Origin of the sequence: Streptomyces sp. NPDC048257, from assembly GCF_043201855.1 — a bacterium.
GTDB lineage: Bacteria > Actinomycetota > Actinomycetes > Streptomycetales > Streptomycetaceae > Streptomyces.
Genome location: NZ_JBICZI010000022.1, coordinates 60,855 through 84,558, shown reverse-complemented (window position 1 = coordinate 84,558; position 23,704 = coordinate 60,855). Strand labels below are relative to the sequence as shown.

Below are 23,704 nucleotides of genomic sequence, written 5' to 3'. Positions count from 1 at the left end.
TCCTCCCCGACCGCACCATGACTGCGACGCAAGAGTCCCCACCGGTGACCGCCCGTGTGTAGCTTGGGCCATGGTCTGAGACCCTGTTAAACCAGAGCATGCAATGAGGCTGGGAACCAGCGAGTCGCTGACAGCCGGAAGGACGGCCGTGCACATCGTCATCATGGGTTGCGGAAGGGTGGGCTCCGCCCTCGCGCAAACCCTGGAACAGCAGGGGCATACGGTCGCCGTCGTCGACCAGGACCCCACCGCATTCCGCCGGCTCGGCGCCGGATTCGGCGGCCGCCGCGTCACCGGTGTCGGCTTCGACCAGGACACCCTGCGGGAGGCGGGAATCGAGGACGCGGGCGCGTTCGCCGCCGTCAGCAGTGGTGACAATTCCAACATCATCGCCGCCCGCGTGGCCCGTGAGATGTTCGGCGTCGAGAACGTCGCCGCCCGCATCTACGACCCCAAGCGCGCCGAGGTCTACCAGCGCCTCGGCATCCCCACCGTCGCCACCGTGCGGTGGACCGCCGACCAGATGCTGCGCCGGCTCCTGCCGTCGGGTGCCGAGCCGCTGTGGCGCGACCCGAGCGGTGGGGTGCAACTCGCCGAGGTGCACACCTCCGCCGCCTGGATCGGGCACAAGGTCAGCAAGCTCCAGGAGGAGACGGGCGTCCGCGTGGCCTTCCTCACCCGCCTGGGCGAGGCGACGCTGCCCACGTCGGCCACGGTCCTGCAGGAGGGCGACCTCGTCCACGTGATGATGCGCACGGACGAGATCGACAAGGTCGAGGCCGCGTTCGCCGAGGGGCCTGAGGAGGCACACGCATGAGGGTCGCGATCGCCGGGGCAGGCGCGGTGGGCCGCTCCATCGCGGGCGAACTGCTCGAGAACGGCCACGAGGTGCTGCTGGTCGACAAGGCTCCGACCGCCATCTCGGTGGAGCGGGTGCCGCAGGCCGAGTGGCTGCTGGCCGACGCCTGCGAGATCACCTCGCTCGACGAGGCCGCGCTCCAGCGCTGCAACGTGGTCATCGCGGCCACCGGTGACGACAAGGTCAACCTCGTCGTCTCGCTGCTCGCGAAGACCGAGTACGGAGTCCCGCGCGTGGTGGCCCGCGTCAACAACCCGAAGAACGAGTGGCTCTTCAACGAGTCCTGGGGCGTCGACGTCGCCGTCTCCACCCCGCGCCTGATGTCGGCCCTGGTCGAGGAGGCCGTCAGCGTCGGCGACCTGGTACGCCTGCTGCGCTTCAGCCACGGCGACGCCAACCTCGTCGAGCTGACCCTGCCGGCCGACTCCTCGGTCGCGGGCACCCAGATCGGCGACATCACCTGGCCCGAGGACACCTCGCTGGTCACGATCATCCGGGGCAACCGGGTCCTCACCCCGCACGGGGAGGAGACCCTGGAGCCGGGCGACGAACTGCTCTTCGTGGCCGCCCAGGCCCGCGAGGAACAGCTGGAGGACCTCCTCCAGGCCCGCCGATAGCCCTGCGGGCCGGGGGGGGGGGGGGGGGGGGGGGGGGGGGGGGGGGGGCGGGCCGCGCCGGGGGCGGGGGGGGGGGGGGGGGGGGGGCCCCGCCCGTCCCCCGGGCCCCCCCCCGGCCCGGGCCCCCCCCCCCCCAACCCCCCCCCCCCCCCCCCCCCCCCGGGGGGGCCCCCCCCCCCCCCCCCCCCCCCCCCCCCCCCCCCCCCGCCGGGGGCGCCTCGGGTGCGTCCGGCGCCGCCGCAGGTCCCGGACCCTGCACGGGCCCGGCCTGCACCCCGCCCCGCGGCCACGGACACGCGCTCCCGGCCCCGTCCGGGGCCGTTGCGGGCCGGGAAGCAGTACGCCGCGGGCTGCCGCGATCGCGGCAGCGCAAAGGGGCGGGACCGGCCTCCCGGGCCGGTCCCGCCCCCTTTCGTCGGCTGTGGGCCGTCAGGCCTTCGGCCCCTTGGCGGCGGCCTCGGCGGCCTCCTTGGCCTCCCACTCCGCGATCACGTCGATCGGCGGCGGCGCCTTCGCCAGGAAGACCCAGGTGAAGTACACCGCGAGCACCATCGGCGGCAGCTTCAGCGCGATCAGCACCCAGCCCAGCTGCGTCGCGTCGCCCCACCAGTACAGCGGGAAGAGGATGGCGTACTTGGCGAGGAAGATCAGGCCCCAGGCCAGGCTGGCCTTGACGTACGCCTTCTTGCGTCCCGGGTTGCGGGTGCGCCAGGACAGGTTCTCCTTGAACACCGGGCCCAGGATCACGCCCAGCAGCGGGAAGCCCACCAGCGCCGAGACCGTGAAGGCCACGCCCAGGCCGACGCCGTAGATCATGCCGGGCAGGTAGAAGCCCTTGGCGCTGCCCGTGAACAGGGCGAAGGCCACACCCACACCCACGCCGAACACGCCGCTGAAGGCGTGCTTGACCGTGTCCTTGCACAGCAGCCGCACGATCACCAGCAGGACGGCGACCGCGCCCGCCGCGATGGCGGACCACTTCACGTCCTTGTTGATCGTGTAGATCATGACGAAGAGCAGCCCGGGCAGCATCGTCTCCACGGTGCCCCGGATGCCGCCGAAGGCATCGAAGAGCGCCGCCTGCGTCACGGCCTTCTGGTCCTCGGACGGCGCGGCGGCCTGTTCCGGGGTGGTCGGTTTGTCGAGTGACGTCACCGGTTAGTGCTCCTGTCCGAGCGGGCGGAGTTCGTACTTCGGGTTGAAGAGCACCCGACGGCCGTGGGTCATGGAGATGCGCCCTGAGGCAATCATGCGCCGACCGGGCTCGATTCCCACGATCGAGCGACGTCCGAGCCAGACCACGTCCAGCGCGGCGGAGCCGTCGAAGAGCTCCGCCTCCAGGGCGGGAACGCCCGCACGCGGCCGCAGGGTGACCGTACGCAGGGTCCCGGTCACCTTGACTATCTGGCGGTCGTGGCAGTCGCAGATCCGCGTGCACCCCGCGGCTTCTGCGTCCTCCTGCAGCTCCGCCGAATGCAGCTCCTCCTGGGAGGTGGACAGCCGCTCTATCATCCGGCGGAACCGGCCCGCAGGCCTGGCCGGCTTCGCGGGCTTCTCGGGACGCGGTTCAGCACTCATACAGGAAGCGTACCGGCGCGCCCACTACCGCTCGAAGCGGTATCCCATGCCCGGTTCGGTGATGAAGTGCCGCGGATGCGAGGGGTCCGCCTCCAGCTTGCGCCGCAGTTGGGCCATGTAGACCCGCAGATAGTTCGTCTCGGTGCCGTACGAAGGCCCCCAGACCTCCTGGAGCAACTGCTTCTGGCTGACCAGCTTGCCGCGGTTGCGGACCAGGACCTCCAGCAGGTGCCACTCGGTGGGCGTCAGCCGTACGTCGCGCCCCTCGCGCACGGCCTTCTTCGCGGCCAGGTCCACCGTGAAGCCCGCGGTCTCCACGATCACCTCGTCCTCGCCGGCGCCCGCGGCCGGCTCGGCCCGGCGGACGGCGGCGCGCAGCCGCGCCAGCAGCTCGTCCATGCCGAAGGGCTTGGTGACGTAGTCGTCGGCGCCCGCGTCCAGGGCCTCGACCTTCTCGTCGGAGCTGTGCCGGGCGGAGAGGACCAGGATCGGCACCCGGGTCCAGCCGCGCAGGCCCTTGATCACCTCGACGCCGTCCATGTCGGGCAGCCCGAGGTCGAGGACGACCACGTCGGGGTGGCGGGCCGCCGCGAGCTCCAGAGCGCCGGCGCCGTCGGCCGCGGCGTCGACCTCGTACCTGCGCGCCTTCAGGTTGATCACCAGCGCTCGGACGATCTGCGGCTCGTCTTCCACCACGAGCACCCGGGTCATTGGGGTCCTGCCTTCTGTCGCGTCATCCGCTCACGGCCGTGATCAATTTCCATCGGTTCCAGCTGTTCTGTCGGTTCCAGCTGTTCTGCCGGGGCCGTCGGTTCCGCGGTCGTGCCCGGGTGCGCCCCGGCGCCGGCGCCGGCGCCGCCGTCCACGGTGGCACGGTCCGGTGCCCGGCCGCCGTGCACCGCGCGCAGGGTGAGCACCATGGTCAGCCCGCCCCCGGGGGTGTCCTCGGCCGTCAGCGTCCCCTCCATGGCCTCGGCGAACCCGCGGGCGACGGCGAGCCCGAGGCCCACGCCCGCCCCGCGCGGGGCGTCCCCGTACCGCTGGAAGGGCGCGAAGATCCGGTCCTTGGCCTCGTCGGGCACGCCCCGCCCGCGGTCGACGACCCGCACCTCCACCCGGTCGCCGAGGCAGCTGGCCGCCACCAGGACGGGCGCCCCCGCCGGGCTGTACTTGACGGCGTTCTCCACCACGTTGGCCACGGTCCGCTCCAGCAGCCCCGGGTCGACCGCCACCATCGGCAGCGCCTCGGGCACGTCCAGCACCACGCTGTCCTCCGGTACGCCGCCCAGCGCCATCGGGACCACCTCGTCGAGGTCGATCTCCCTGATCAGCGGGGTGACGGTGCCGGTCTGCAGCCGGGACATGTCCAGCAGGTTGCCCACCAGGTGGTCGAGGCGGTCGGCGCCGGCCTCGATGCCCTCGAGGAGCTCGGCCCGGTCCTCCTCGGACCACTCCACGTCGGCCGAGCGCAGGGAGCTGACGGACGCCTTGATGGAGGCCAGCGGCGTACGGAGGTCATGGCTGACGGCGGCCAGCAGCGCGGTGCGGATCCGGTTGCCCTCGGCCATCCGGCGGGCCTCCTCGGCCTCGCCGACCAGCCGCTGGCGGTCCAGGACCACGGCGGCCTGCGCCGCGAAGGCGCCGAGCACCCGGCGGTCCTCGGCGGGCAGGACCCGCCCGGTCAGGGCCAGCGCCATGTGGTCCCCGATGGGCATGTCCACATCGGCGTCCTCGGGCCGGGCGGCGGGGCGCGGACCGATGCTGCCGGCCGGCTTCCAGGGCTCCACGTCGTTCACCCGCTCCAGCAGGGCCACCGACTCCATGGCGAAGGTCTCGCGCACCCGCTCCAGCAGCGCGTCCAGGGTGGTCTCCCCGCGCAGGACGCTGCCGGCCAGGAAGGAGAGGATCTCGGACTCGGCCCGCAGCCGGGCGGCCTGGTGGGTGCGCCGGGCGGCGAGGTCCACCACCGAGGCCACGGAGACCGCGACCCCGAAGAAGACGACGATGGCGACGATGTTCTTGGGGTCGGAGACCGTGAACCGGTGCAGGGGCGGTGCGAAGAAGTAGTTCAGCAGGAGCGAGCCGAGGGCGGCGGAGGCCAGGGCCGGCCAGAGCCCGCCGAGGAGCGCGGCCGCCACCGTCAGCGCCAGAAAGAGCAGCATGTCGTTGGCGATCCCGAGGTCCGCCTCGATGTGCGTGAGCAGGAGGCACAGCAGCACGGGGAAGAGCGTCCCCACCACCCAGCCGGCCAGGATCCGGTTGCGCCCGAGCCGGGCCGCCGAACGCACCACGGGCAGGCCGCGCCCCTTGGCGACCTCCTCGTGCGTGACGATGTGCACGTCGAGGTCGGGCCCCGAGTCGCGGGCGACGCTCGCGCCGACGCCGGGGCCGAAGACGTACTGCCACGAGCGGCGGCGGCTGGAGCCGAGCACGATCTGGGTGGCGTTGACCCCGCGCGCGAAGGCGAGCAGCGCCTCGGGGATGTTGTCGCCGATCACGTGGTGGAACGTTCCGCCCAGGTCCTCGACCAGGGTCCGCTGGACGGCGAGCTCCTTGGGCGAGGCGGCGGTCAGGCCGTCGCTGCGGGCGATGTAGACGGCCAGGATCTCGCCGCCCGAGCCCTTGGCGGCCATCCGCGAGGCGCGCCGGATGAGCGTGCGCCCCTCGGGTCCGCCGGTGAGCCCGACGACGATCCGCTCCCGCGCCTGCCAGGTCGAGCGGATGTCGTGCTCGCCCCGGTACTGCTGGAGGTACTCGTCCGCCCGGTCGGCCACCCACAGCAGCGCCAGCTCGCGCAGGGCGCTGAGGTTGCCCGGCCGGAAGTAGTTCGACAGGGCGGCGTCGACCTTCTCGGGCTTGTATATGTTCCCGTGCGCCATCCGCCGGCGCAGCGCCTGCGGGGACATGTCGACCAGCTCGACCTGGTCGGCCCGGCGGACCACCTCGTCCGGGACGGTCTCCCGCTGCCGCACCCCGGTGATCGACTCGACCACGTCCCCGAGGGACTCCAGGTGCTGGATGTTCACGGTGGACACGACGTCGATGCCGGCCCGCAGCAGCTCTTCCACGTCCTGCCAGCGCTTGGCGTTGCGCGAGCCGGGCACGTTGGTGTGCGCGAGCTCGTCCACCAGGGCTATGGCGGGCCTGCGGGCGAGGAGCGCGTCCACGTCCATCTCGGTGAAGTCGGCGCCGCGGTACACGAGGGCCTTGCGCTCGATCTGTTCCAGGCCGTGCAGCATGACCTCCGTGCGCGGCCGGCCGTGGTGCTCGACGAAGCCGACGACGCAGTCCGCGCCCCGCTCCCCCCGGCGATGGCCCTCGGAGAGCATCGCGTAGGTCTTGCCCACACCGGGTGCCGCGCCGAGGTAGATCCTGAGCTTGCCGCGTCCCATGCGCCCCATTCTCCGGGACGTCCAGCGGGTGCACGCACCGATCGGCGCCCCGCCGGCGATCCCTGACGGATCCCTGACGCGGCGCGGTCCGGGCCGACGCCAAAGGCACGGCAGGGGCGCGGGCAGTGCCCGGACAAGCCGGTGGGCCCCACCCCGAAGGAGTGGGGCCCACCGGCCGAAACACATGACGAGCCCCCCTGTGCGCGGGGGCCGTCCGAGGTCAGCGGACCTCGGTGATCTCCGGGCCGCGTTCCAGCTGCCCCATGCCGCCGCCGAAGCGGGAGCCCTCCTGGTCGTCCGTCTGCACGCCGTCCGGCACCATCTGGGCGTCGTTGGGAAGCTTCAGGACGATCGGGTCGCGGGGAGCCATCGGGCCGTCACCGCGGACGACGACGGTGTCCCGGAAGATCTGCTCCAGCACACCCGCCGATTCGGGGCGCACCGCGCCCTGGCCCGAGATGACGCCGCGCAGGAACCAGCGCGGGCCGTCGACGCCGACGAAGCGGACCAGCTGGGCGCCGGTCTGCCCGTCCGGGAGCGGTACGGGCACCTGGGCGCGCAGCTCCCAGCCCAGCGAACCCTGGGCCTCGTCGATGATGCCGCCCTGCTGGGTGATACCCGTGGCGATCTCCTCGCGGACCTCGCCCCAGATGCCCTCCTTCTTGGGCGCGGCGAAGGCCTGCAGCTGCACGGCACTGTCGCCGAGGACCACGGTCGCGGCAACGATCGCGTCACCGGCGACCTCGACGCGCAGCTCCATGCCCTCGACACCGGGTACGAGGATGCCGCCCAGGTCGACCCGGCCGTCGGCCGGGTTCCCGAGTACCTCGGAGACGTCCCAGGGGCCGTCGGGTCGCGGGGCCGGCGGCAGGTTCACCCGGCGCGGCTGGGCAGCGCTCTCCTGCTCGCCCGCGTCGTCCTGCTCAGCGCCGACGCCGTCTACGACCTGCTCGGCCGCGCCGCCGTCTTGGGCGGAGTCGTTCTTCTTGCGACGTCCGAACACGTCACTGTCCTTCCCGGTCGGTTACGACCGAAGCGTAGCCATTCCCACCCTGCTGACCAGCCCCCGATCCGGCCACGGCCGCATGACCGCCGGTGGAGCCGAAACCCCCCTCGGCCCGGGCCGAGCCGGGAAGTTCCGCCACCTCGTGGAAGCGCACCTTCTCGACTCTCTGGACAACCAGCTGGGCAATGCGGTCGAAACGCTCGAACCGGACGCTCTCGCGAGGGTCGAGATTGACCACGATCACCTTGATCTCTCCACGGTACCCGGCATCCACCGTCCCCGGGGCATTCACGAGCGCGAGCCCGCAGCGTGCGGCCAGCCCCGAACGTGGGTGCACGAAGGCGGCGTAGCCGTCCGGCAGGGCGATGGAGACGCCGGTGGGCAGCACGGCGCGCTCGCCGGGGGCGAGCTCCGCGGCCTCGGTGGTGACGAGGTCGCAGCCGGCGTCGCCGGGGTGGCCGTACGCCGGAATCGGCACCTCCGGGTCGACGCGGCGGATCAGTACGTCGACCGGCCGGTGGGAGTCGTGGTTGCTCTGGGACATCAGGGGTTCACCTCAAAGGCGCGTGCGCGCCTGACCTGGTCCGGGTCGGCCATCGCCGCCTGGATCTCCTCGGGCCGTCCGTTGTCGATGAAGTGGTCGACCTTCACCTCGATGAAGAGGGCGTCGGCACGCACGGCGACCGGGCCCTGCGGTCCGCCTATCCGGCCGACGGCCGTGCAGTAGATCTTCCGCCCGGCGACGGCGGTGACCTCGGCCTCCAGGTACAGCACCGTGTCCACCGGCACGGGCCGCACGAAGTCGGTCTCCAGCCGCCCCGTCACCGCGATGACGCGCAGCAGCCAGTTCAGGGAACCCAGCGTCTCGTCGAGCGCGGTGGCGAGCACCCCGCCGTGCGCGAGACCGGGTGCGCCCTGGTGCGCGGCCTTGACGGTGAACTCGGCGGTGACGCGTACGCCTTCGCCCGCTCGGGCCTCCAGATGGAGTCCGTGGGGCTGGCCCCCGCCGCAGCCGAAGCAGTGCTCGTAGTGCGCACCGAGCAGCTCGCCGGGTACCGGCGCGTCGGGGTGCCGGACCGGTGCGGCGGCATCGTCCGGGGGCGTCAACGCTGTGTTTCGTCCACTCACAGCCGCAGACCTTACCCGCGCGGCTACCCACCGGTCGCCTCGTGGCAGGCTAGGCCGTATGCAGCTCTCCACCGCGCACCACGACGAACGCCTGACAGCCCCTCGCTCCTGGTGGGGCATCGCCGTACTGGTCGGCCTCGCGTGCGCGCTGATGCTGCTGCCGCTGGGCACGATGCCGCTGCTGGCGGGCCTGGTCGGGGGCACCGCGCTGGCGGGGCTGCTGGTGAGCTCGTACGGCTCCGCGCGCGTGCGCGTGGTGAACGGCGCGCTGGCGGCCGGGGACGCCCGGATCCCGGTGACGGCCCTGGGCGAGCCCGAGATCCTGGACGCCGAGGAGTCGCGCGCCTGGCGCACGTACAAGGCGGACACCCGCGCCTTCATGCTGATGCGCAGCTACGTACCGACCGCGGTCCGCATCGAGGTCACCGACCCGGCCGACCCGACCCCGTACGTCTACGTCTCCACCCGCGAGCCGCAGGCCCTGGTCGCGGCCCTGCTCGCCGCCCGCGCCCAGGCGGCGTGACCGGGCTGTCCGAGCAGGTCGTCCGACCGGGGCGTGCGACCGGGTGGTCCTGCCGGGGAACCGCCCCGGCGGAGGGGCTCAGTCGTTCACGGAGGGATCCGAGACCTCGAGTGCGGCCCTGGTTGCCTCGGGAAGGGGCTGCAGGGGCTGTTCCAGGGGCGGCAGGGAGCGCAGGGCCTCCCAGTCCACGGCCCGCCTCTGCAGGTCACCACGGACCTTCTCGGCGAGTTTGCGGGTGTCGCGCCGGTTCATGACCGCGCCGACGGCGGCGCCCACCATGAACGGCATGAGGTTCGGCAGGCTGCGGAACATCCGCTTCATGATCTGCTGGCGCAGTTCGCGCTTCATCTGCCCGCCGAGCGCCGCGTTCAGCGTGGTCGGCTTGGTCAGGTCGACCCCGCGCTCCTCCGTCCAGGCGGTCAGGTAGGCGAGGCTGCGTTCCCTGAGGCTGCCGTGCGGCCGCTGGCCGTAGACCTCGTGGAGTTCGGCGATGAGCTTCAGCTCGATGGCCGCGACGGCGGTGATCTCGGCCGCCAGTTCCGCCGGCATCGCGGGCGGCACCGGCAGCATGGCCGCTGCGCCGACCCCCGCCCCCACGGTCGAGGCGGCGTTGGCGGCTCCCGAGATCAGCTTGTCGGCAAGCTGCTCGGGGCCGAGGCCCGGGAACTGCGCGCGCAGCGTCGCGAGGTCCCGAACCGGAACGCGCGGGGCGTTCTCGATGATCCTGTCGGTGATGTACAGGGTGACGGCCCTGACACCGTGGCCGCCCTTGCGCACACCGTTCTTGACGGCTTGCATCCGACGAGCCCCGAAACCGTTCCGGGACTCCTCGTCGGGCTCGGTGGCCGACGGCACCGCCGGGGCGGTGTCGGACGGCACGGCGTTCGCCGCACTGGCGGAGCCGCCGGGAGCTCCAGGAGCCGTTTCCGGATCCCTGGGTGCCACCTGCGTCTCCGCCGGATCACCAGATTTCCGGAAGCGGCGCTTCCGGAAGGGTGTGGAGCCAGCCACGGCCGACGCCTCTCAGTCGCAGTCGCGACAGATCGGCTGACCGTTCTTCTCACGTGCCAGCTGGCTGCGGTGGTGCACCAGGAAGCAGCTCATGCAGGTGAACTCATCGGCCTGCTTGGGCAGGACCCGGACGGCCAGCTCCTCGTTGGAGAGGTCCGCACCGGGAAGCTCCATGCTCTCGACAGAGTCGAATTCGTCCATGTCCGCGGACGAGGTCGACTTCTCGTTGCGCCGGGCCTTCAGCTCTTCAATGCTGTCGTTGTCGACGTCATCGTCGGTCTTGCGCGGGGTGTCGTAGTCCGTTGCCATTGTTCGCTCTCCCCCTCTGGGTGTTAGCGGTGTCTCAGCGCACGTAACGCACGAGAGGCCGGACTTGTGCCCGACCTGAGGCGGAGATTTTGCCTCACATCAAGGTCTGTTACTCAATCGACACCCAGCCGCCTGCCTGAAGGGCGATTGGCTGGGATGACGAGCGGGACCGTACACGGTCCGAGGGCCGTCATGCACAAACGCCACCCCGTGTATTTCCCGCCATACGAGGTGCCGGAAACCCGGACTTCCCGGGCGTTCCGGCCGCGCCGGGGTCACTGAACGCACATGGGCCGACACCGGCCACTGTGATCGATCACACAGGACCACTTGCTTTCACAGGGCAAGCATTCAGCCAAAAGCGAACACGGGGCGGTGTTCTCACAAGGGAAGAGTGACACGCATCACGAGGCCACCGCCTTCCCGGGGCATCGCCTGGATCCTGCCGCCGTGTGCGCGCGCCACGGAGCGCGCGATCGACAGACCCAGCCCGACACCCTTGTCACTGCCCGTGCGCTCCGTACGCAGCCGTCTGAAGGGCTCGAAGAGGTTGTCCACCTCGTACGCGGGAACAACGGGACCCGTGTTCGATACCAGGAGGACCGCCTGATCGTGCTGGGCCTCGGTCAGGACCTCCACCCAGCCGCCCTCCGGCACGTTGTACCGGACGGCGTTCTGCACCAGGTTGAGGGCGATCCGCTCCAGCAGCACCCCGTTGCCCTGGACGACGGCCGGTCCCCGCTCGCCGCGGAGCTCCACGCCCTTCGCCTCGGCCTCGCTGCGCACCTGGTCGACGGCGCGCGAGGCGACCTCCGCCAGGTCCACCGGTTTGCGCTCGACGATCTGGTTCTCGCTGCGGGCCAGCAGCAGCAGGCCCTCGACCAGCTGCTCGCTGCGCTCGTTGGTGGCCAGCAGGGTCTTCCCGAGCTGCTGGAGCTCGACGGGGGCCCCTGGATCGGAGAGATGCACCTCCAGCAGCGTCCGGTTGATCGCGAGCGGTGTCCGTAGCTCGTGCGAGGCGTTCGCCACGAACCTCTGCTGGGCCGTGAAGGCCCGCTCCAGGCGGTCGAGCATCTCGTCGAAGGTGTCGGCGAGCTCCTTGAGCTCGTCGTCCGGCCCGTCCAGCTCGATCCGCCGGGTCAGGTCGGAGCCGACCACCCGGCGGGCGGTCCGGGTGATCTTGCCGAGCGGCGAGAGCACCCGGCCGGCCATCGCGTAGCCGAAGGCGAAGGCGATGATGCTCAGGCCCAGCAGGGCCATGAGCGACCGGCTCAGCAGGTCGTCCAGGGCGTGCCGGCGCTGTTCGAGGACGCACTGGTTGACCGCCGCGTTGAACTGCTCCGGCTCCAGGGGGCCGCCCATCACCCCCGAGCAGTTGGTACTGGAGACCTTGACCTGGCCTCCGACGATCTGGAACGGCAGCGCGTTGCCCTGCCGCAGGGCCTGGGCCGCCAGCAGGTAGATGATCGACAGCAGCAGGATGCCCGCGATCAGGAACATCCCGCCGTAGAGCAGGGTGAGGCGTATGCGGATGGTCGGCCGCAGCCACGGGAAGGGTCCCTCGGGCTGGCCCGGGTCCCACGTCGGCTTCGGTGGTGCGACCGGTGGCGCCGGGGTGACGGGCACGCGCTTCAAATCCGGTATCCGGAACCGGGCACGGTCACGATGACCGGCGGCTCGCCCAACTTGCGGCGCAAGGTCATGACGGTCACCCGTACGACGTTGGTGAAGGGGTCGGTGTTCTCGTCCCAGGCCTTCTCCAGCAGCTGCTCGGCGGAGACGACGGTCCCCTCGCTGCGCATGAGGACCTCCAGCACCGCGAACTCCTTCGGCGCCAGCTGGACCTCCTTGCCCTCACGGAACACCTCGCGCCGGTTCGGGTCCAGCTTGATGCCGGCCCGCTCCAGTACGGGCGGCAGCGCCACCGTGGTGCGCCGGCCGAGCGCCCGTACGCGGGCGGTCAGCTCGGTGAAGGCGAAGGGTTTGGGCAGGTAGTCGTCCGCGCCGAGCTCCAGCCCCTCCACCCGGTCGCTCACGTCGCCGGAGGCGGTGAGCATCAGCACGCGGGTGGGCATGCCGAGCTCGACGATCTTCCGGCACACGTCGTCACCGTGCACGAGCGGGAGGTCCCGGTCGAGCACGACCACGTCGTAGTCGTTCACGCCGACCCGCTCCAGGGCGGCGGCGCCGTCGTACACGACGTCCACGGCCATGGCCTCCCGGCGCAGTCCGGTGGCCACCGCATCGGCGAGCAGCTGCTCGTCCTCGACGACGAGTACGCGCACGTCGTTTCCTTCCTCCGAGCCCAGAAGGGCACACGTGTATTGCGTCGCCCATCCTGCCCGTTTCGGCCATAAACCGGCTGTAAGGCGGCTCGGGGAGGGGCTCACGGGACGGAAGTGAGGATTCCCTGGCCTTACGAGGTTTCTGGGCCCAGGGTGCAGGGGAGGACGAGAGCACACCCCATCCACTCCCTGACGGCGGACAGCCACGTGCCGCCGCCGACCCACGAAGAGGGGGCGAACCCACCATGGACGCATTCACCGCGGGTCTCCTGCAGCGCATCAGGACTACGCAGTCGGACCTCAGGCACGCCCGCGAGACGGGCGACGACTTCCTCGCGGAAGTGGAACTGGCGGAGCTGGAGGATCTCCAGCGCCTGGCCGCCGAACACGGTGTTCCGGTCTCGGCCGCCACCGTGCCCGCCTGCTGATCCCCCGATCGGCCGGGCCTGCTCCTCCCGCACGATCCTGCACAAAACACCCCTGCACGACCTCTGCACGGCCGCTGCACCACATGAACCCCGGATGCCCGAGCGCGGGCGTCCGGGGTTCACGTGCCTTCAGCGCGGCTTTCGGTGCACGTGCCCTCAGTCGTGCCAGGCCCCGTACTCCTCCAGCAACGGCTGGAGCGAGGCGAACACGGCCGGCGTGGCGGCCAGGGTCAGCCCGCCCGAGGCCGGCTCGCCCGGACGGCCTCCCGTCACGGCCCCGGCCTCGCGGGCGATCAGGTCACCGGCGGCCAGGTCCCACGGGTTCAGTCCCCGCTCGTAGTACCCGTCCAGCCGCCCCGCGGCCACGTCGCACAGGTCCAGTGCCGCCGAGCCGCCCCGCCGGATGTCCCGCACCAGCGGGATGACCCGCGCCACGACCTCCGCCTGGTGGGCCCGCCGGGTCTGCACGTACGCGAAGCCGGTCCCGAGCAGCGCCTGGTCCAGCGGCGCCGCCGTCCGGCATGCGAGGCGGGCCGTACCCAGCCAGGCCCCGCCGCCGAGCACCGCGTGGTAGGTCTCCCCGCGCATCGGCGCCGCCACGACGCCGACCACGGTCTCGCCCCCGTACTCGGCCGCGATGGACACGCCCCAGCTCGGGAGCCCGTAGAGGTAGTTCACGGTGCCGTCCAGCGGGTCGACGACCCAGCGCACCCCGCTCGTCCCCGGGGTGTCCGCACCCTCCTCGCCCAGCAGCCCGTCCTCGGGCCGCCGCTCGGCGAGGACGCCGGTGATCAGCTTCTCCGCCGCGATGTCCATCTCGGTCACCACGTCGATCGGGCTGCTCTTCGTCGCCGCCACCGCCAGATCGGCCGGGCGGCCGTCGCGCAGCAGAGCTCCGGCCTGCCGGGCGGCCTCCAGGCCCACGTCCAGCAGTTCGGCCTTCAGCTCGTCAGAGATCACGGTCCCACTTCCTACGCGTACGGACTGTCCACGCCCGCGGCCGCCGGCCGGGGGCCCCGCGCCGGGCAGCAGCCCACCGCGCACAGGTCATGACTCTGGCCCAGGGTGCCCACCCAGCACTCCGCCGCCCGCTCGCCGCGCTCCTTGGCGGCGCGCTCCAGCACCAGCTCCCGTACGGCCCCGGCGAAGCGCGGATCGGCGCCGACGGTCGCGGACCTTCGGACGGGCAGGCCGAGCTCGGCCGCCTTCGCGGTGGCCTCGGTGTCCAGGTCGTAGAGGACTTCCATGTGGTCGGAGACGAAGCCGATGGGCACCATGACGACCGCGGGCGCACCGGCGGCGTGCAGGGCCTCCAGGTGGTCGCAGACGTCCGGCTCCAGCCACGGGACGTGCGGGGCGCCGCTGCGGGACTGGTAGACGAGCTCCCAGGTGTGCGCGACCCCGGTCCGCGCCGCCACCTCGTCCGCGATCACCCGGGCGACGTCGAGGTGCTGCCTGACGTACGCCCCGCCCCCGCCGTCCTCGGTGTGGTCCTCGACCGGGCCGGAGGCGTCCGCCGCGGCGGTCGGGATGGAGTGGGTGGTGAAGGCGAGGTGTGCGCCGGAGCGCACCTCCTCGGGGAGCGAGCCGAGCGAGGCCACCACTCCGTCGATCATGGGCTCCACGAAGCCGGGGTGGTTGAAGTAGTGGCGCAGCTTGTCGACCCGCGGCAGCTCCACGCCCTCCTCGGCCAGGGTGGCCAGCGCGTCGGCGAGGTTCTCGCGGTACTGGCGGCAGCCCGAGTACGAGGCGTACGCGCTGGTCGCCAGCACCGCGATCCGGCGGCGCCCGTCGGCGGCCATCTCCCGCACCACGTCGGTCAGGTACGGGGTCCAGTTCCGGTTGCCCCAGTACACCGGCAGGTCCAGCCCGTGCCCGGCGAAGTCCTTGCGCAGCGCGTCCAGCAGCTCGCGGTTCTGCCCGTTGATCGGGCTGACCCCGCCGAAGCCGAAGTAGTGCTGCCCGACCTCCTTGAGCCGCTCGCGCGGGATCCCGCGCCCGCGGGTGACGTTCTCCAGGAAGGGCACGACGTCGTCGGGTCCCTCGGGGCCGCCGAAGGACAGCAGCAGGAGGGCGTCGTAGGGGGCGGCGGAGCCGGCGTCGGGGGCGCGGAACTGGTCTGGCATGCCTCGAATCCTGCCACCCGGCATCCGCGCGCGGGCAACGGACCCGGCCCGTCCCACACCTCGGACAAGAGGTAAGGTCACCCTAACTTCTCGCTGTTTTCCCCATGCGGGCGCCTTGTCGGCAGACGTAACCTGTCTGAGCCAGCCACGTCCCTTACGGAGGGCACCACCTTGCCCAGTCCCTACCGCGCGATCTTCGCGACCCCCGGCACCAAGGGGTTCACAGCCGCCGGCCTCATCGGCCGGATGCCGCTGTCCATGGTGGGCATCGGTGTCCTCACGATGATCACGGAGCTGGGGGGCAGCTACGCCCTCGCGGGCGGAATCACCGCCACCATCGCCCTGTCCGCCGCCGCCGTGGGCCCGCAGGTCTCGCGGCTCGTGGACCAGTACGGACAGCGGCGGGTGCTGCGCCCGGCCACACTGATCGCGGCCGCCGCCGTGACCGGACTGCTGGTCGCGGCGGCGAACGACTGGCCGAGCTGGACCTACTTCGCCTTCGCCGTCATCGCCGGGTGCGTGCCCAGCGTCGGGTCGATGGTCCGCGCCCGCTGGACGGCCCTGTTCCGCGACACCCCCCAGCTGCACACGGCGTACTCCTTCGAGTCCATCGTCGACGAGCTCTGCTTCATCGTCGGTCCTCCGCTGGCGGCCACGCTGTCGGCCGGCTGGTTCCCCGAGGCCGGCCCGGTGGTCGCCCTCGTCTGTCTGCTGACCGGCGTGTGGTGGCTGACCGCACTGACCGCCACCGAGCCCGCGCCGCATCCGCACCAGGAGCACACGGACCGGTCCTCGGCGCTGCGCTCCCCCGGCCTCCAGGTGCTGGTGGCGACCTTCGTCGCGACCGGCGCGATCTTCGGCTCCGTGGACGTGGCCACCCTGGCCTTCGCCGAGGAACACGGCAGCAAGTCCCTCGGCGGGGTGTTCCTGGCGATCTGGGCGTTCGGATCCTGCCTGGCGGGCATCGTCTTCGGCCTCATGCACTTCAAGGGCAGGGCCGAACCTCGCTGGATACTGGGCATCAGTGCGATGGCCGTGAGTATGATCCCCCTCCTACTGGCCGGGAACATGCCGTTTCTGGCCGTGGCGCTCTTCGTCTCGGGCCTCGCCATCGCTCCCACGATGATCACGACGATGGCCCTGATCGAGGCGCACGTGCCACACGCGAAGCTGACCGAGGGCATGACCTGGATCAGCACCGGCCTCGCGGTCGGAATCGCGGTCGGGTCCTCCGTGACCGGCTGGGTCGTCGACGCAGCCGGGGCGCAGACCGGGTACGTCGTCTCCGTCTCGGCGGGAGTGGCCGCGGCGGCGGTTGCGTTCGCGGGATACCGCCGGCTGACGAGGCCGGCGCAAGGGGAGGAGCCAGCAACCGATGGGGACGGCGACAGCAGGGAAGAGCAGCGCGGAACGGACCGCGTGGCATAACTGGGCGGGCAACGTCAGCGCCACACCGGCCCGCGTGGTGACCCCGGCCTCGGTCGGGGAACTCCAGGAGACGGTCCGCCGGGCCGCCGGGGACGGGCTGCGGGTGAAGGCGGTGGGCACCGGCCACTCCTTCACCGCGGCCGCCGCGACCGACGGGGTGCTCGTACGCCCGCAGGCGCTGGCCGGGATCCGGTCGATCGACCGGGCCGCCGGCACGGTCACGGTGGCGGCGGGCACGGTCCTGAAGGACCTCAACCGGGCCCTGGCCGCGGAGGGCCTCTCGCTCACCAACATGGGCGACATCATGGAGCAGACGGTCTCCGGCGCCACCAGCACGGGAACCCACGGCACCGGCCGCGACTCGGCGTCCATCGCCGCCCAGATCCGCGGTCTGGAACTGGTCACCGCCGACGGCCGGCTGCTGACCTGCTCCGAGAAGGAGAATCCCGAGGTCTTCGCGGCGGCCCGGCTCGGCATCGGCGCGCTCGGCATCGTCACCGCTATCACCTTCGCCGTGGAGCCGATCTTCTTCCTGACCGCACGGGAGGAGCCGATGGGCTTCGACCGGGTGACGGCCGAGTTCGAGGAGCACTTCGCGGAGAACGAGCACTTCGAGTTCTACTGGTTCCCGCACACCGGCAACTGCAACACCAAGCGGAACAACCGCAGCCAGGGCCCCGCCGCCCCGCCCGGACCGGTGAGCGCCTGGATCGAGGACGAGTTGCTCTCCAACGGCCTCTTCCAGGCCGTCAACTCGCTGGGCCGCGCGGTCCCGGGCACCATTCCCTCCATCGCCCGCGTGGCCAGCCGCGCCCTGTCGGCGCGCACGTACACGGACATCCCGTACAAGGTGTTCACCAGCCCGCGCCGGGTGCGCTTCGTGGAGATGGAGTACGCCCTCCCGCGCGAGCAGGTGGTCGAGGCACTGCGGGAGCTGCGGGCGATGGTCGACCGTTCCGGGCTGCGGATCAGCTTCCCCGTGGAGGTGCGCACGGCCCCGGCGGACGACATCACGCTGTCGACGGCCTCCGGGCGCGAAACGGCGTACATCGCGGTGCACATGTACAAGGGCACCCCGTACCAGTCCTACTTCACGGCGGCCGAGCGCATCTTCACCGCGCACGGCGGGCGTCCGCACTGGGGCAAGGTGCACACGCGGGACGCGGGGTACTTCGCCGAGGTCTACCCGCGGTTCGGCGAGTTCACCGCGCTGCGCGACCGGCTCGACCCGGACCGGGTGTTCGGCAACGACTACCTGCGGCGCGTGCTGGGGGACTGAGCCGTCCCGGTCGGTCAGGGTGTGCTCTGCCGCGCTGCCGGTGCCGACGCGTCCGGGCTGGGCGTCGGGGCCGGCGGTGTGGGGCTCGGGGACGAGCCCGGGGCCTCCTTCGACGGGGAGGCGCCGGGCGCCGGTTCGCCGGAGGCCCCGGCGTCACCGGAGTGCCCGGAGCCCGAGGGGCTCGGTTCGGTGCTCGGGCTCCGGCCCCCGTGCGAGGTGGAGGGGCTCGGGGAGGTCCCGGTCCCGGGACGCCGGCCGCCCTTCCCGTCACCGTCCGGCTCGTCCCGCGGCGGGGCGGGCCGCTCCTCGTTCGCCGTGCGGGTCCCGCCGGAGAAGAGGGTGCCGCCGCCGCTGCTGACGGAGGTGCCGGCCATCGCCTCGTAGGTGCCGAGGCCGCCGATGGCGAGGGCGAAAGCCGCGCCGGAGGCCACCGCGGTGCGCTTCCAGTCCCCGTACCCGGGTGCCGTGCACGGTGGCCGCGCCGAACTCCTCCGCGGCGCCCCCCGTGACGGGCGTACCGGCCGCCTCCGCCGCCTGCGGCGTCCGCGGTGCGTCCGTCGTCGGCGCCGTCCTCGACTCCTCGCGGGGCAGCGGCACCTGACGGGCCCTGGGCCGGGCGCTCTCCCGCAGCTGGTCTCCGGTGCGCCGGAAGAGGTGCTGGATGACGGGCCCGCCCGCGGTGGCGACGACGCTGACCACACCGGCCCCGAGGATGGTCCCGTAGACGCCCATCTTCGAGGCGAGCAGGGCCGCCGCGACGGTGGCGAGAGAGGAACCGGCGACCTGGGCCGCGCTCAGGTCGAGCTTCTTCCCCTCGTTCTCCGGTTCGTCCTCGACGTCCCGCGCCGCCTTCTGACCCATCGCCATCCCCGGTGCGTCCTGCCTCTCGCGCTTCTCGTCTCTCAGGAGTTACCGACCCCTGGGCGAAGCAGATAGTTCCGTTTCTGGTGATTATGTGAAGCAAGACACCCTAAAGGGACCACGGGTGCAGGTCGGACCCGATCGAGGGCAGGCCAACTCCCGCCGTCCGGGAGAAGTTCGGCGGCGCGGCGGTCCACCCAGGTGGCCCGAATGGAGTACTGTGGCGAGCCCTGGGGCCGTCCTTCCTTTCGGATGTCCGGACTCGGGAGAGGGGGCCGACTGATGGAAAACGGCACTCAAAGACCGGTGATGCCGCGGTATTGCACGGGCTCCTGCTGCGCACAGTAACCGTTCGGTCACTGTGCGTGCCCAACAGGTAACCGTGCCATAACGGCGATCAAGGGCGCATGCCCGACACGCCGGTTTAACTCGGCAAGGTTGTGGCAGGCTGCACCCGGGCAGGCCACACTCGACTAGCGGAAGCAGCGACGCACGTGACGTCGGCAGGCACCACCCGGGAGGTCCCCATGCCCGAACTGCGTGTCGTGGCCGTCTCAAATGACGGCACACGACTGGTGCTCAAGGCTGCGGACAGCACGGAGTACACGCTTCCGATCGACGAGCGGCTCCGGGCCGCCGTCCGCAACGATCGCGCACGCCTGAACCAGATCGAGATCGAGGTGGAGAGCCACCTCCGCCCCCGCGACATCCAGGCCCGCATACGAGCCGGTGCCTCCGCGGAGGAGGTCGCTCAGCTCGCGGGCATCCCCGTCGACCGCGTACGCCGCTTCGAGGGCCCGGTGCTCGCCGAGCGCGCGTTCATGGCCGAGCGCGCCCGCAAGACCCCCGTGCGCCGGCCCGGCGAGAACACCGGTCCGCAGCTCGGTGAGGCCGTGCAGGAGCGGCTGTCCCTGCGCGGGGCCGAGAAGGAGTCCGTCCAGTGGGACTCCTGGCGCCGTGACGACGGCACGTGGGAGGTCCTCCTCGTCTACCGGGTCGCGGGCGAGCCGCACTCGGCGAGCTGGACCTACGACCCGCCGCGCCGGCTGGTCGTGGCCGTGGACGACGAGGCGCGCTCCCTGATCGGCGAGTCGGAGGACCTGCCGGCGGCGCCGGAACCGAGCTTCCCCTTCGTGCCGAGGATCGCGCGGCTGCCGCGCGACCGGCCGCTGGACCGCGCCCTGGACCGGCAGCTGGAGCGGCCCGACGGCCGGCCGGCGCCCGCGCCGGAACCGGAGGAGGAGCGGGACACCCTGACCAGCCTGCTGGAGGCGGTCCCGAGCTTCCGCGGCGACATGGTGGTCCCGGACCGCACCGAGACCCCGGACACGGAACCCGAGGCGGAGGAGCCGCCGGCCCCCGCCGCCTCGGCGGGCGCGGGCGCCGCGTACGCCGACGTACTGATGCCGCGGACGGTGGCGGGCCACCGCGACCGCCTGACGGGCACCACGGACCGCCAGGCCGAGGCCGACGGGGTCCGCCCCGGGCGCCGTGCGGCGGTACCGAGCTGGGACGAGATCGTCTTCGGCACCCGCCGCAAGAAGCAGGAGTAGGAGCAGGAGCGCCGCCGCCGGGTCCTCCCGGCGGCGGCCGTACGTGCCCCTACTGGGGGTCCGGACCCGTGGCCACCGGGCGGGTCGGGTCGCCCGACCACTGCGACCAGCTGCCCGCGTAGAGGTCGGACTCGATGCCCGCCACCTCCAGGGCCAGTACCTCGTGCGCTCCGGAGACTCCCGAGCCGCAGTACACGCCGACCGGGATGTCCTCGGACGCGCCGAGCCCCTCGAACCGGGCCCGCAGGGCGGCCCCCGGCAGGAACCGCCCGTCCGCACCCACGTTCTCCGAGGTCGGGGCCGACAGCGCGCCCGGGATGTGGCCGCCGACCGGGTCGATCGGTTCGACCTCGCCGCGGTAGCGCTCCCCCGCACGGGCGTCCAGGAGGATCCCTTCACGCGCGCGCAGGGCCGCCGCGTCCGCGTCCAGCAGTCCGACCGACCCCGGAGTTGGCTTGAAATCACCCTCCGCGGGAGTCACCCGGTCGGCCGTCACCTCACCCCCGGCCGCCGTCCACGCGGTCAGGCCGCCGTCAAGGACCCGCACGTTCGGGTGACCTGTCCAGCGCAGCAACCACCACGCGCGGGCCGCCGCCCAGCCCAGACCGCCGTCGTATACGACGACGGGTCCGTCCGCCGGGACGCCCGCCCGGCGCATCGCCTCCCCGAAGGCCTCCGGGTCCGGCAGCGGGTGCCGCCCGCCCGACCCGGGCGGACCTGCCAGTTCGCGGTCGAGGTCGACGTACACCGCTCCGGGCAGGTGTCCTGCCTCGTAGGCGGGCCGCTGGTCGGGGCCGCCGAGCTGCCAGCGGACGTCCAGGAGGACCGGCGGGCGGGGGCCCGCCAGCTCGCTCCTCAGTTCGGCGGCGTCGAGGATCGCAGATTTCGCAGTCATGCCGGCCATCTTCCTCCCCACCCCGCACCGCCGTCACAAGCCCGTTATCGCCGGGCCGTACCGATCCGGTCAACTCCGCACCGGGCCCCCTCGATGCGGCCCGGTCGGGGCGCGCCGAGTCCCCGGGAGTGGAAGCATCAGCATCGGTAAGCGGTACGACGGAGGAGACGGCTGACATGACCGAGGCAGCGGAAGCAACCCGGCGCACGCCCGGTACCCCGTGCTGGGTGAGCCTCATGGTGCACGGCCTCGGGACCACCGAGGACTTCTACGCCGACCTGTTCGGCTGGGAGTACGAACCCGGCCCCGAGCAGCTCGGACCGTACGTCCGCGCGGTGCTGGACGGCCACGAGGTGGCGGGGATCGGCGAGATGCCGCCGGACCGGCATCTTCCGGTGGCCTGGACGACGTACCTCGCCACGGACGACGCGGACGCGACCGCCGAGTCGGTCCGGGCCTGCGGGGGCACGGTCGCGGTGGGACCGCTGGACGCCGGTATCGCGGGGCGGGTGGCGATCTGCTCCGACCCGTTGGGCGCGATCTTCGGGCTGTGGCAGGCGCAGAGCCGCATGGGCACCCGGCTGCACGGCGGGCCCGGCACGCCCGTGTGGAACGAGCTGGTCACCCAGGACACCTCGACGGTCGGGAAGTTCTACGAGCACGTCTTCGGCCACGAGGCGCAGACGCACGCCACGGCCACCGACGACTTCGACTACCTGACCCTGCAGCTGGGAGGCCACCCGGTGGCGGCCGTGCACGGGGTCGGCCGCTCGCTGCCGCACGACCGGGGGCCGCACTGGATGGCGTACTTCGAGGTGGCCGACACCGACGCGGCGGCGGCCCGCGTCGTCGAGCTCGGCGGACGTGTCGTCGACCCGCCCCGCGAGGGCCTGCGTGGCCGGCAGGCCACGGTCGCGGACCCGGAGGGCGCGGTCTTCGCCATCGTGCACTCGCGGCACTGAGCCCGTCGTGCGCTCGCGCACTGGGCCCGTCGTGCGCTCGCGGCGCCGGGCTCCTCGGCGCTCGCGGCACCGAGCTCAGTGCGCCCTCGGCCCCGGCGCCCGCCCGAAGTGTCGGGCGGTGGGCACGAGGGCGGCCGCGGCGGGTACGAGGAAGCAGGCCGCGGCGCACACGGCGAGGACCGGGGTGACCCCGAAGACGCCGATGGCCGGGGCGATGAGGGCGAGGCCCACCGGGGCGAGGCCGTAGGACAGCAGGAAGTCCAGGGAGGAGACGCGGGCGAGCTTGTCGGGGGCGACCTCGCGCTGGGTGGCCGTGAACCAGGGCACGTTGAACAGCTCGATGCCGATTCCGGCCACGGCGTAGGCCGCGACCACGACGGCCGGGTGGACGGGCAGCACCAGGCTCAGCGGCGCGAAGCCGTAGACGGCCAGTCCGGCGAGGGCGCTCCAGCCCTGTGAGCGGGGCCGCCGTCGGGCGGTGACCAGGGCGCCGCCGAGCGCGCCCACGGTGTAGGCGGTCACGGCCGCGGCCAGGACCCACTCGGTGCCGTAGCGGTCACGGCTGATGAGGGGCAGGGCGACGCTGGTGGCGGAGTAGCCGAGGGCTATCACGGCGGTCAGGGCGCCGAGTCCGGCGGGGAACCAGGGGTGCCGGCGGGCCTCGCGTATCCCGTCGACGAACTCGGCACGCAGCGATGCCCGCGGTGCGGGTGCCCCCGACGCGGTCGCCTCGGCGCCACGGCCCGGCAGGAGGGCGGCGACCAGCCAGAGCAGGCCGATCCCCAGCAGCAGCGTCCCCACGTCGGCGAAGGCCGCGAGCAGCGCCGTCAGGGTGGGGCCCGCGAGCGTGGAGGTCCGTACCGCCACGGTCATGGCGGCGTTGGCCTGCTGCCTGCTGCCTGCGGCGACGACCTCGGCGGTGAGCGCCTGGAAGGCGGGGCGGCAGGCCCCCTGGCCCGCGCCCGCGAGGGCGGCGGCCAGGGTCATCAACACCAGTGACCGGCCGAGCCCGAGGGCGAGGAGCGGGGCGGCGAGCGCGGCCGTGAGGGCGGACCAGAGCACGACGGCCCGGCGCGAGTGGCGGTCGGCGAGCACCCCGCCGACGGCGACGGCGACGAGGAAGCCGGCGGTGCGGGCCGCCAGGACCAGGCCCAGGCCGGCCGCGCCGAGTTCCCGGTGCAGGACCGCGAGGCCCAGGACGAAGGGCAGGGCCCAGGTGGCGAGTCCGGAGGCGGTGGTGCCCGCCCACAGGCGCAGGAAGGCGGTGTCGCGCAGGACGGAACGCGGGGGCGGCGGGCCGGTCTTGGGCGTCGTGGGCACGGGTGCAGTCGCCACGGTGTGGTGCTCCTCGTTCGTCGGTTGCGTCGGCAGGGGCCGGATCGGGGCTCGGTGGGCCGGACCCGGGGGTGTTAATGAAAACGATAACCATTACAGTACCCTTCGAACGAGGCACTCCTGCCCGGT

At 72.6% G+C, this 23,704-nt stretch carries 24 protein-coding genes; 8 read left to right on the top strand and 16 right to left on the bottom strand.

Annotation, left to right across the window (positions count from 1 at the left end):
• Positions 1-148 precede the first annotated feature (148 nt).
• Entirely contained in the window at positions 149-817 is a 669-nt protein-coding gene (locus ACGFZK_RS30160) for a potassium channel family protein (RefSeq protein WP_393852017.1), read from the top strand.
• A complete protein-coding gene (locus ACGFZK_RS30155; RefSeq protein ID WP_189739014.1) occupies positions 814-1,476 on the top strand; it encodes a TrkA family potassium uptake protein in 663 nt (220 codons plus the stop codon). Before ACGFZK_RS30160 ends, ACGFZK_RS30155 begins: the two co-directional genes overlap by 4 nt.
• 429 nt (positions 1,477-1,905) lie before the next feature.
• Here ACGFZK_RS30155 and ACGFZK_RS30150 read toward each other — a convergent pair whose 3' ends face one another.
• The 7 genes from ACGFZK_RS30150 to ACGFZK_RS30120 form a co-directional block, all read right to left on the bottom strand.
• Positions 1,906-2,631, bottom strand: coding sequence for a DUF3159 domain-containing protein (locus ACGFZK_RS30150; protein ID WP_393852016.1), 726 nt, complete (start codon positions 2,629-2,631; stop codon positions 1,906-1,908).
• 3 nt (positions 2,632-2,634) lie between these two features.
• Positions 2,635-3,054, bottom strand: a complete 420-nt coding sequence (locus tag ACGFZK_RS30145; protein ID WP_078626234.1) for an OB-fold nucleic acid binding domain-containing protein — start codon at positions 3,052-3,054, stop codon at positions 2,635-2,637.
• Positions 3,055-3,078: 24 nt separating this feature from the next.
• A complete protein-coding gene (locus tag ACGFZK_RS30140) occupies positions 3,079-3,765 on the bottom strand; it encodes a response regulator (protein WP_393852015.1) in 687 nt (228 codons plus the stop codon).
• Complete coding sequence (locus ACGFZK_RS30135; protein WP_393852014.1) at positions 3,762-6,446, bottom strand: DUF4118 domain-containing protein; 2,685 nt, start codon at positions 6,444-6,446, stop codon at positions 3,762-3,764. Before ACGFZK_RS30135 ends, ACGFZK_RS30140 begins: the two co-directional genes overlap by 4 nt.
• A gap of 220 nt (positions 6,447-6,666) precedes the next feature.
• Positions 6,667-7,449 carry a DUF3710 domain-containing protein gene (locus tag ACGFZK_RS30130; protein ID WP_393852013.1) on the bottom strand — a complete coding sequence of 261 codons (783 nt, stop codon included), beginning with the start codon at positions 7,447-7,449 and terminating at the stop codon, positions 6,667-6,669.
• A gap of 1 nt (position 7,450) precedes the next feature.
• On the bottom strand, positions 7,451-7,996 hold the full coding sequence (gene dut / locus ACGFZK_RS30125; protein ID WP_393852012.1) for a dUTP diphosphatase: 546 nt from the start codon (positions 7,994-7,996) through the stop codon (positions 7,451-7,453).
• Positions 7,996-8,580 (bottom strand): PaaI family thioesterase, encoded by a 585-nt coding sequence (locus ACGFZK_RS30120; RefSeq protein ID WP_393852011.1) that lies wholly within the window; start codon positions 8,578-8,580, stop codon positions 7,996-7,998. The genes dut and ACGFZK_RS30120 overlap by 1 nt, the downstream gene beginning before the upstream one ends.
• Positions 8,581-8,638: 58 nt before the next feature.
• Between ACGFZK_RS30120 and ACGFZK_RS30115 the strand changes: the two genes are divergently transcribed.
• Positions 8,639-9,103, top strand: coding sequence for a DUF3093 domain-containing protein (locus ACGFZK_RS30115; RefSeq protein ID WP_393852010.1), 465 nt, complete (start codon positions 8,639-8,641; stop codon positions 9,101-9,103).
• 78 nt (positions 9,104-9,181) lie between these two features.
• Here the strand turns inward: ACGFZK_RS30115 and ACGFZK_RS30110 are convergent, their stop codons facing one another.
• The 4 genes from ACGFZK_RS30110 to ACGFZK_RS30095 all read right to left on the bottom strand — a co-directional run bounded on the left by ACGFZK_RS30110 (position 9,182) and on the right by ACGFZK_RS30095 (position 12,708).
• Positions 9,182-10,114, bottom strand: coding sequence for a hypothetical protein (locus ACGFZK_RS30110; RefSeq protein WP_393852009.1), 933 nt, complete (start codon positions 10,112-10,114; stop codon positions 9,182-9,184).
• A gap of 12 nt (positions 10,115-10,126) precedes the next feature.
• The gene (locus ACGFZK_RS30105) at positions 10,127-10,423 is read right to left on the bottom strand and encodes a DUF4193 domain-containing protein (RefSeq protein ID WP_030008769.1); all 297 of its coding nucleotides are present in this window, start codon (positions 10,421-10,423) and stop codon (positions 10,127-10,129) included.
• A 381-nt stretch (positions 10,424-10,804) separates the two neighbouring features.
• Positions 10,805-12,049: a sensor histidine kinase gene (locus tag ACGFZK_RS30100; protein WP_393852008.1), complete on the bottom strand. Its 1,245-nt coding sequence runs from the start codon at positions 12,047-12,049 to the stop codon at positions 10,805-10,807.
• Positions 12,050-12,054: 5 nt separating this feature from the next.
• Positions 12,055-12,708, bottom strand: coding sequence for a response regulator transcription factor (locus ACGFZK_RS30095; RefSeq protein WP_030008767.1), 654 nt, complete (start codon positions 12,706-12,708; stop codon positions 12,055-12,057).
• A gap of 245 nt (positions 12,709-12,953) precedes the next feature.
• Here ACGFZK_RS30095 and ACGFZK_RS30090 point away from each other — a divergent pair, with 245 nt between their 5' ends.
• Entirely contained in the window at positions 12,954-13,136 is a 183-nt protein-coding gene (locus ACGFZK_RS30090; RefSeq protein ID WP_393852007.1) for a hypothetical protein, read from the top strand.
• Positions 13,137-13,292: 156 nt separating this feature from the next.
• Here ACGFZK_RS30090 and ACGFZK_RS30085 read toward each other — a convergent pair whose 3' ends face one another.
• Positions 13,293-14,096 (bottom strand): inositol monophosphatase family protein, encoded by an 804-nt coding sequence (locus ACGFZK_RS30085; protein ID WP_393852006.1) that lies wholly within the window; start codon positions 14,094-14,096, stop codon positions 13,293-13,295.
• A gap of 11 nt (positions 14,097-14,107) precedes the next feature.
• Entirely contained in the window at positions 14,108-15,262 is a 1,155-nt protein-coding gene (locus ACGFZK_RS30080) for a ferrochelatase (protein WP_393852005.1), read from the bottom strand.
• Between the two features lie 171 nt (positions 15,263-15,433).
• Here ACGFZK_RS30080 and ACGFZK_RS30075 point away from each other — a divergent pair, with 171 nt between their 5' ends.
• The gene (locus ACGFZK_RS30075) at positions 15,434-16,690 is read left to right on the top strand and encodes an MFS transporter (RefSeq protein WP_393852004.1); all 1,257 of its coding nucleotides are present in this window, start codon (positions 15,434-15,436) and stop codon (positions 16,688-16,690) included.
• A complete protein-coding gene (locus ACGFZK_RS30070) occupies positions 16,638-17,969 on the top strand; it encodes a D-arabinono-1,4-lactone oxidase (RefSeq protein ID WP_393852003.1) in 1,332 nt (443 codons plus the stop codon). The genes ACGFZK_RS30075 and ACGFZK_RS30070 overlap by 53 nt, the downstream gene beginning before the upstream one ends.
• A 267-nt stretch (positions 17,970-18,236) precedes the next feature.
• Here ACGFZK_RS30070 and ACGFZK_RS30065 read toward each other — a convergent pair whose 3' ends face one another.
• Positions 18,237-18,836, bottom strand: coding sequence for a hypothetical protein (locus ACGFZK_RS30065; RefSeq protein WP_393852002.1), 600 nt, complete (start codon positions 18,834-18,836; stop codon positions 18,237-18,239).
• Positions 18,837-19,357: 521 nt separating this feature from the next.
• Between ACGFZK_RS30065 and sepH the strand changes: the two genes are divergently transcribed.
• Positions 19,358-20,383 (top strand): septation protein SepH, encoded by a 1,026-nt coding sequence (gene sepH, locus ACGFZK_RS30060; protein WP_393852001.1) that lies wholly within the window; start codon positions 19,358-19,360, stop codon positions 20,381-20,383.
• Positions 20,384-20,432: 49 nt separating this feature from the next.
• Here the strand turns inward: sepH and ACGFZK_RS30055 are convergent, their stop codons facing one another.
• Complete coding sequence (locus ACGFZK_RS30055; RefSeq protein ID WP_393852000.1) at positions 20,433-21,278, bottom strand: sulfurtransferase; 846 nt, start codon at positions 21,276-21,278, stop codon at positions 20,433-20,435.
• Between the two features lie 176 nt (positions 21,279-21,454).
• On the opposite strand from ACGFZK_RS30055, the gene ACGFZK_RS30050 reads away from it, so the two are divergent.
• Entirely contained in the window at positions 21,455-22,240 is a 786-nt protein-coding gene (locus ACGFZK_RS30050) for a VOC family protein (RefSeq protein ID WP_393851999.1), read from the top strand.
• Between the two features lie 75 nt (positions 22,241-22,315).
• Here the strand turns inward: ACGFZK_RS30050 and ACGFZK_RS30045 are convergent, their stop codons facing one another.
• The gene (locus tag ACGFZK_RS30045; RefSeq protein ID WP_393851998.1) at positions 22,316-23,575 is read right to left on the bottom strand and encodes an MFS transporter; all 1,260 of its coding nucleotides are present in this window, start codon (positions 23,573-23,575) and stop codon (positions 22,316-22,318) included.
• Positions 23,576-23,704: the final 129 nt, after the last annotated feature.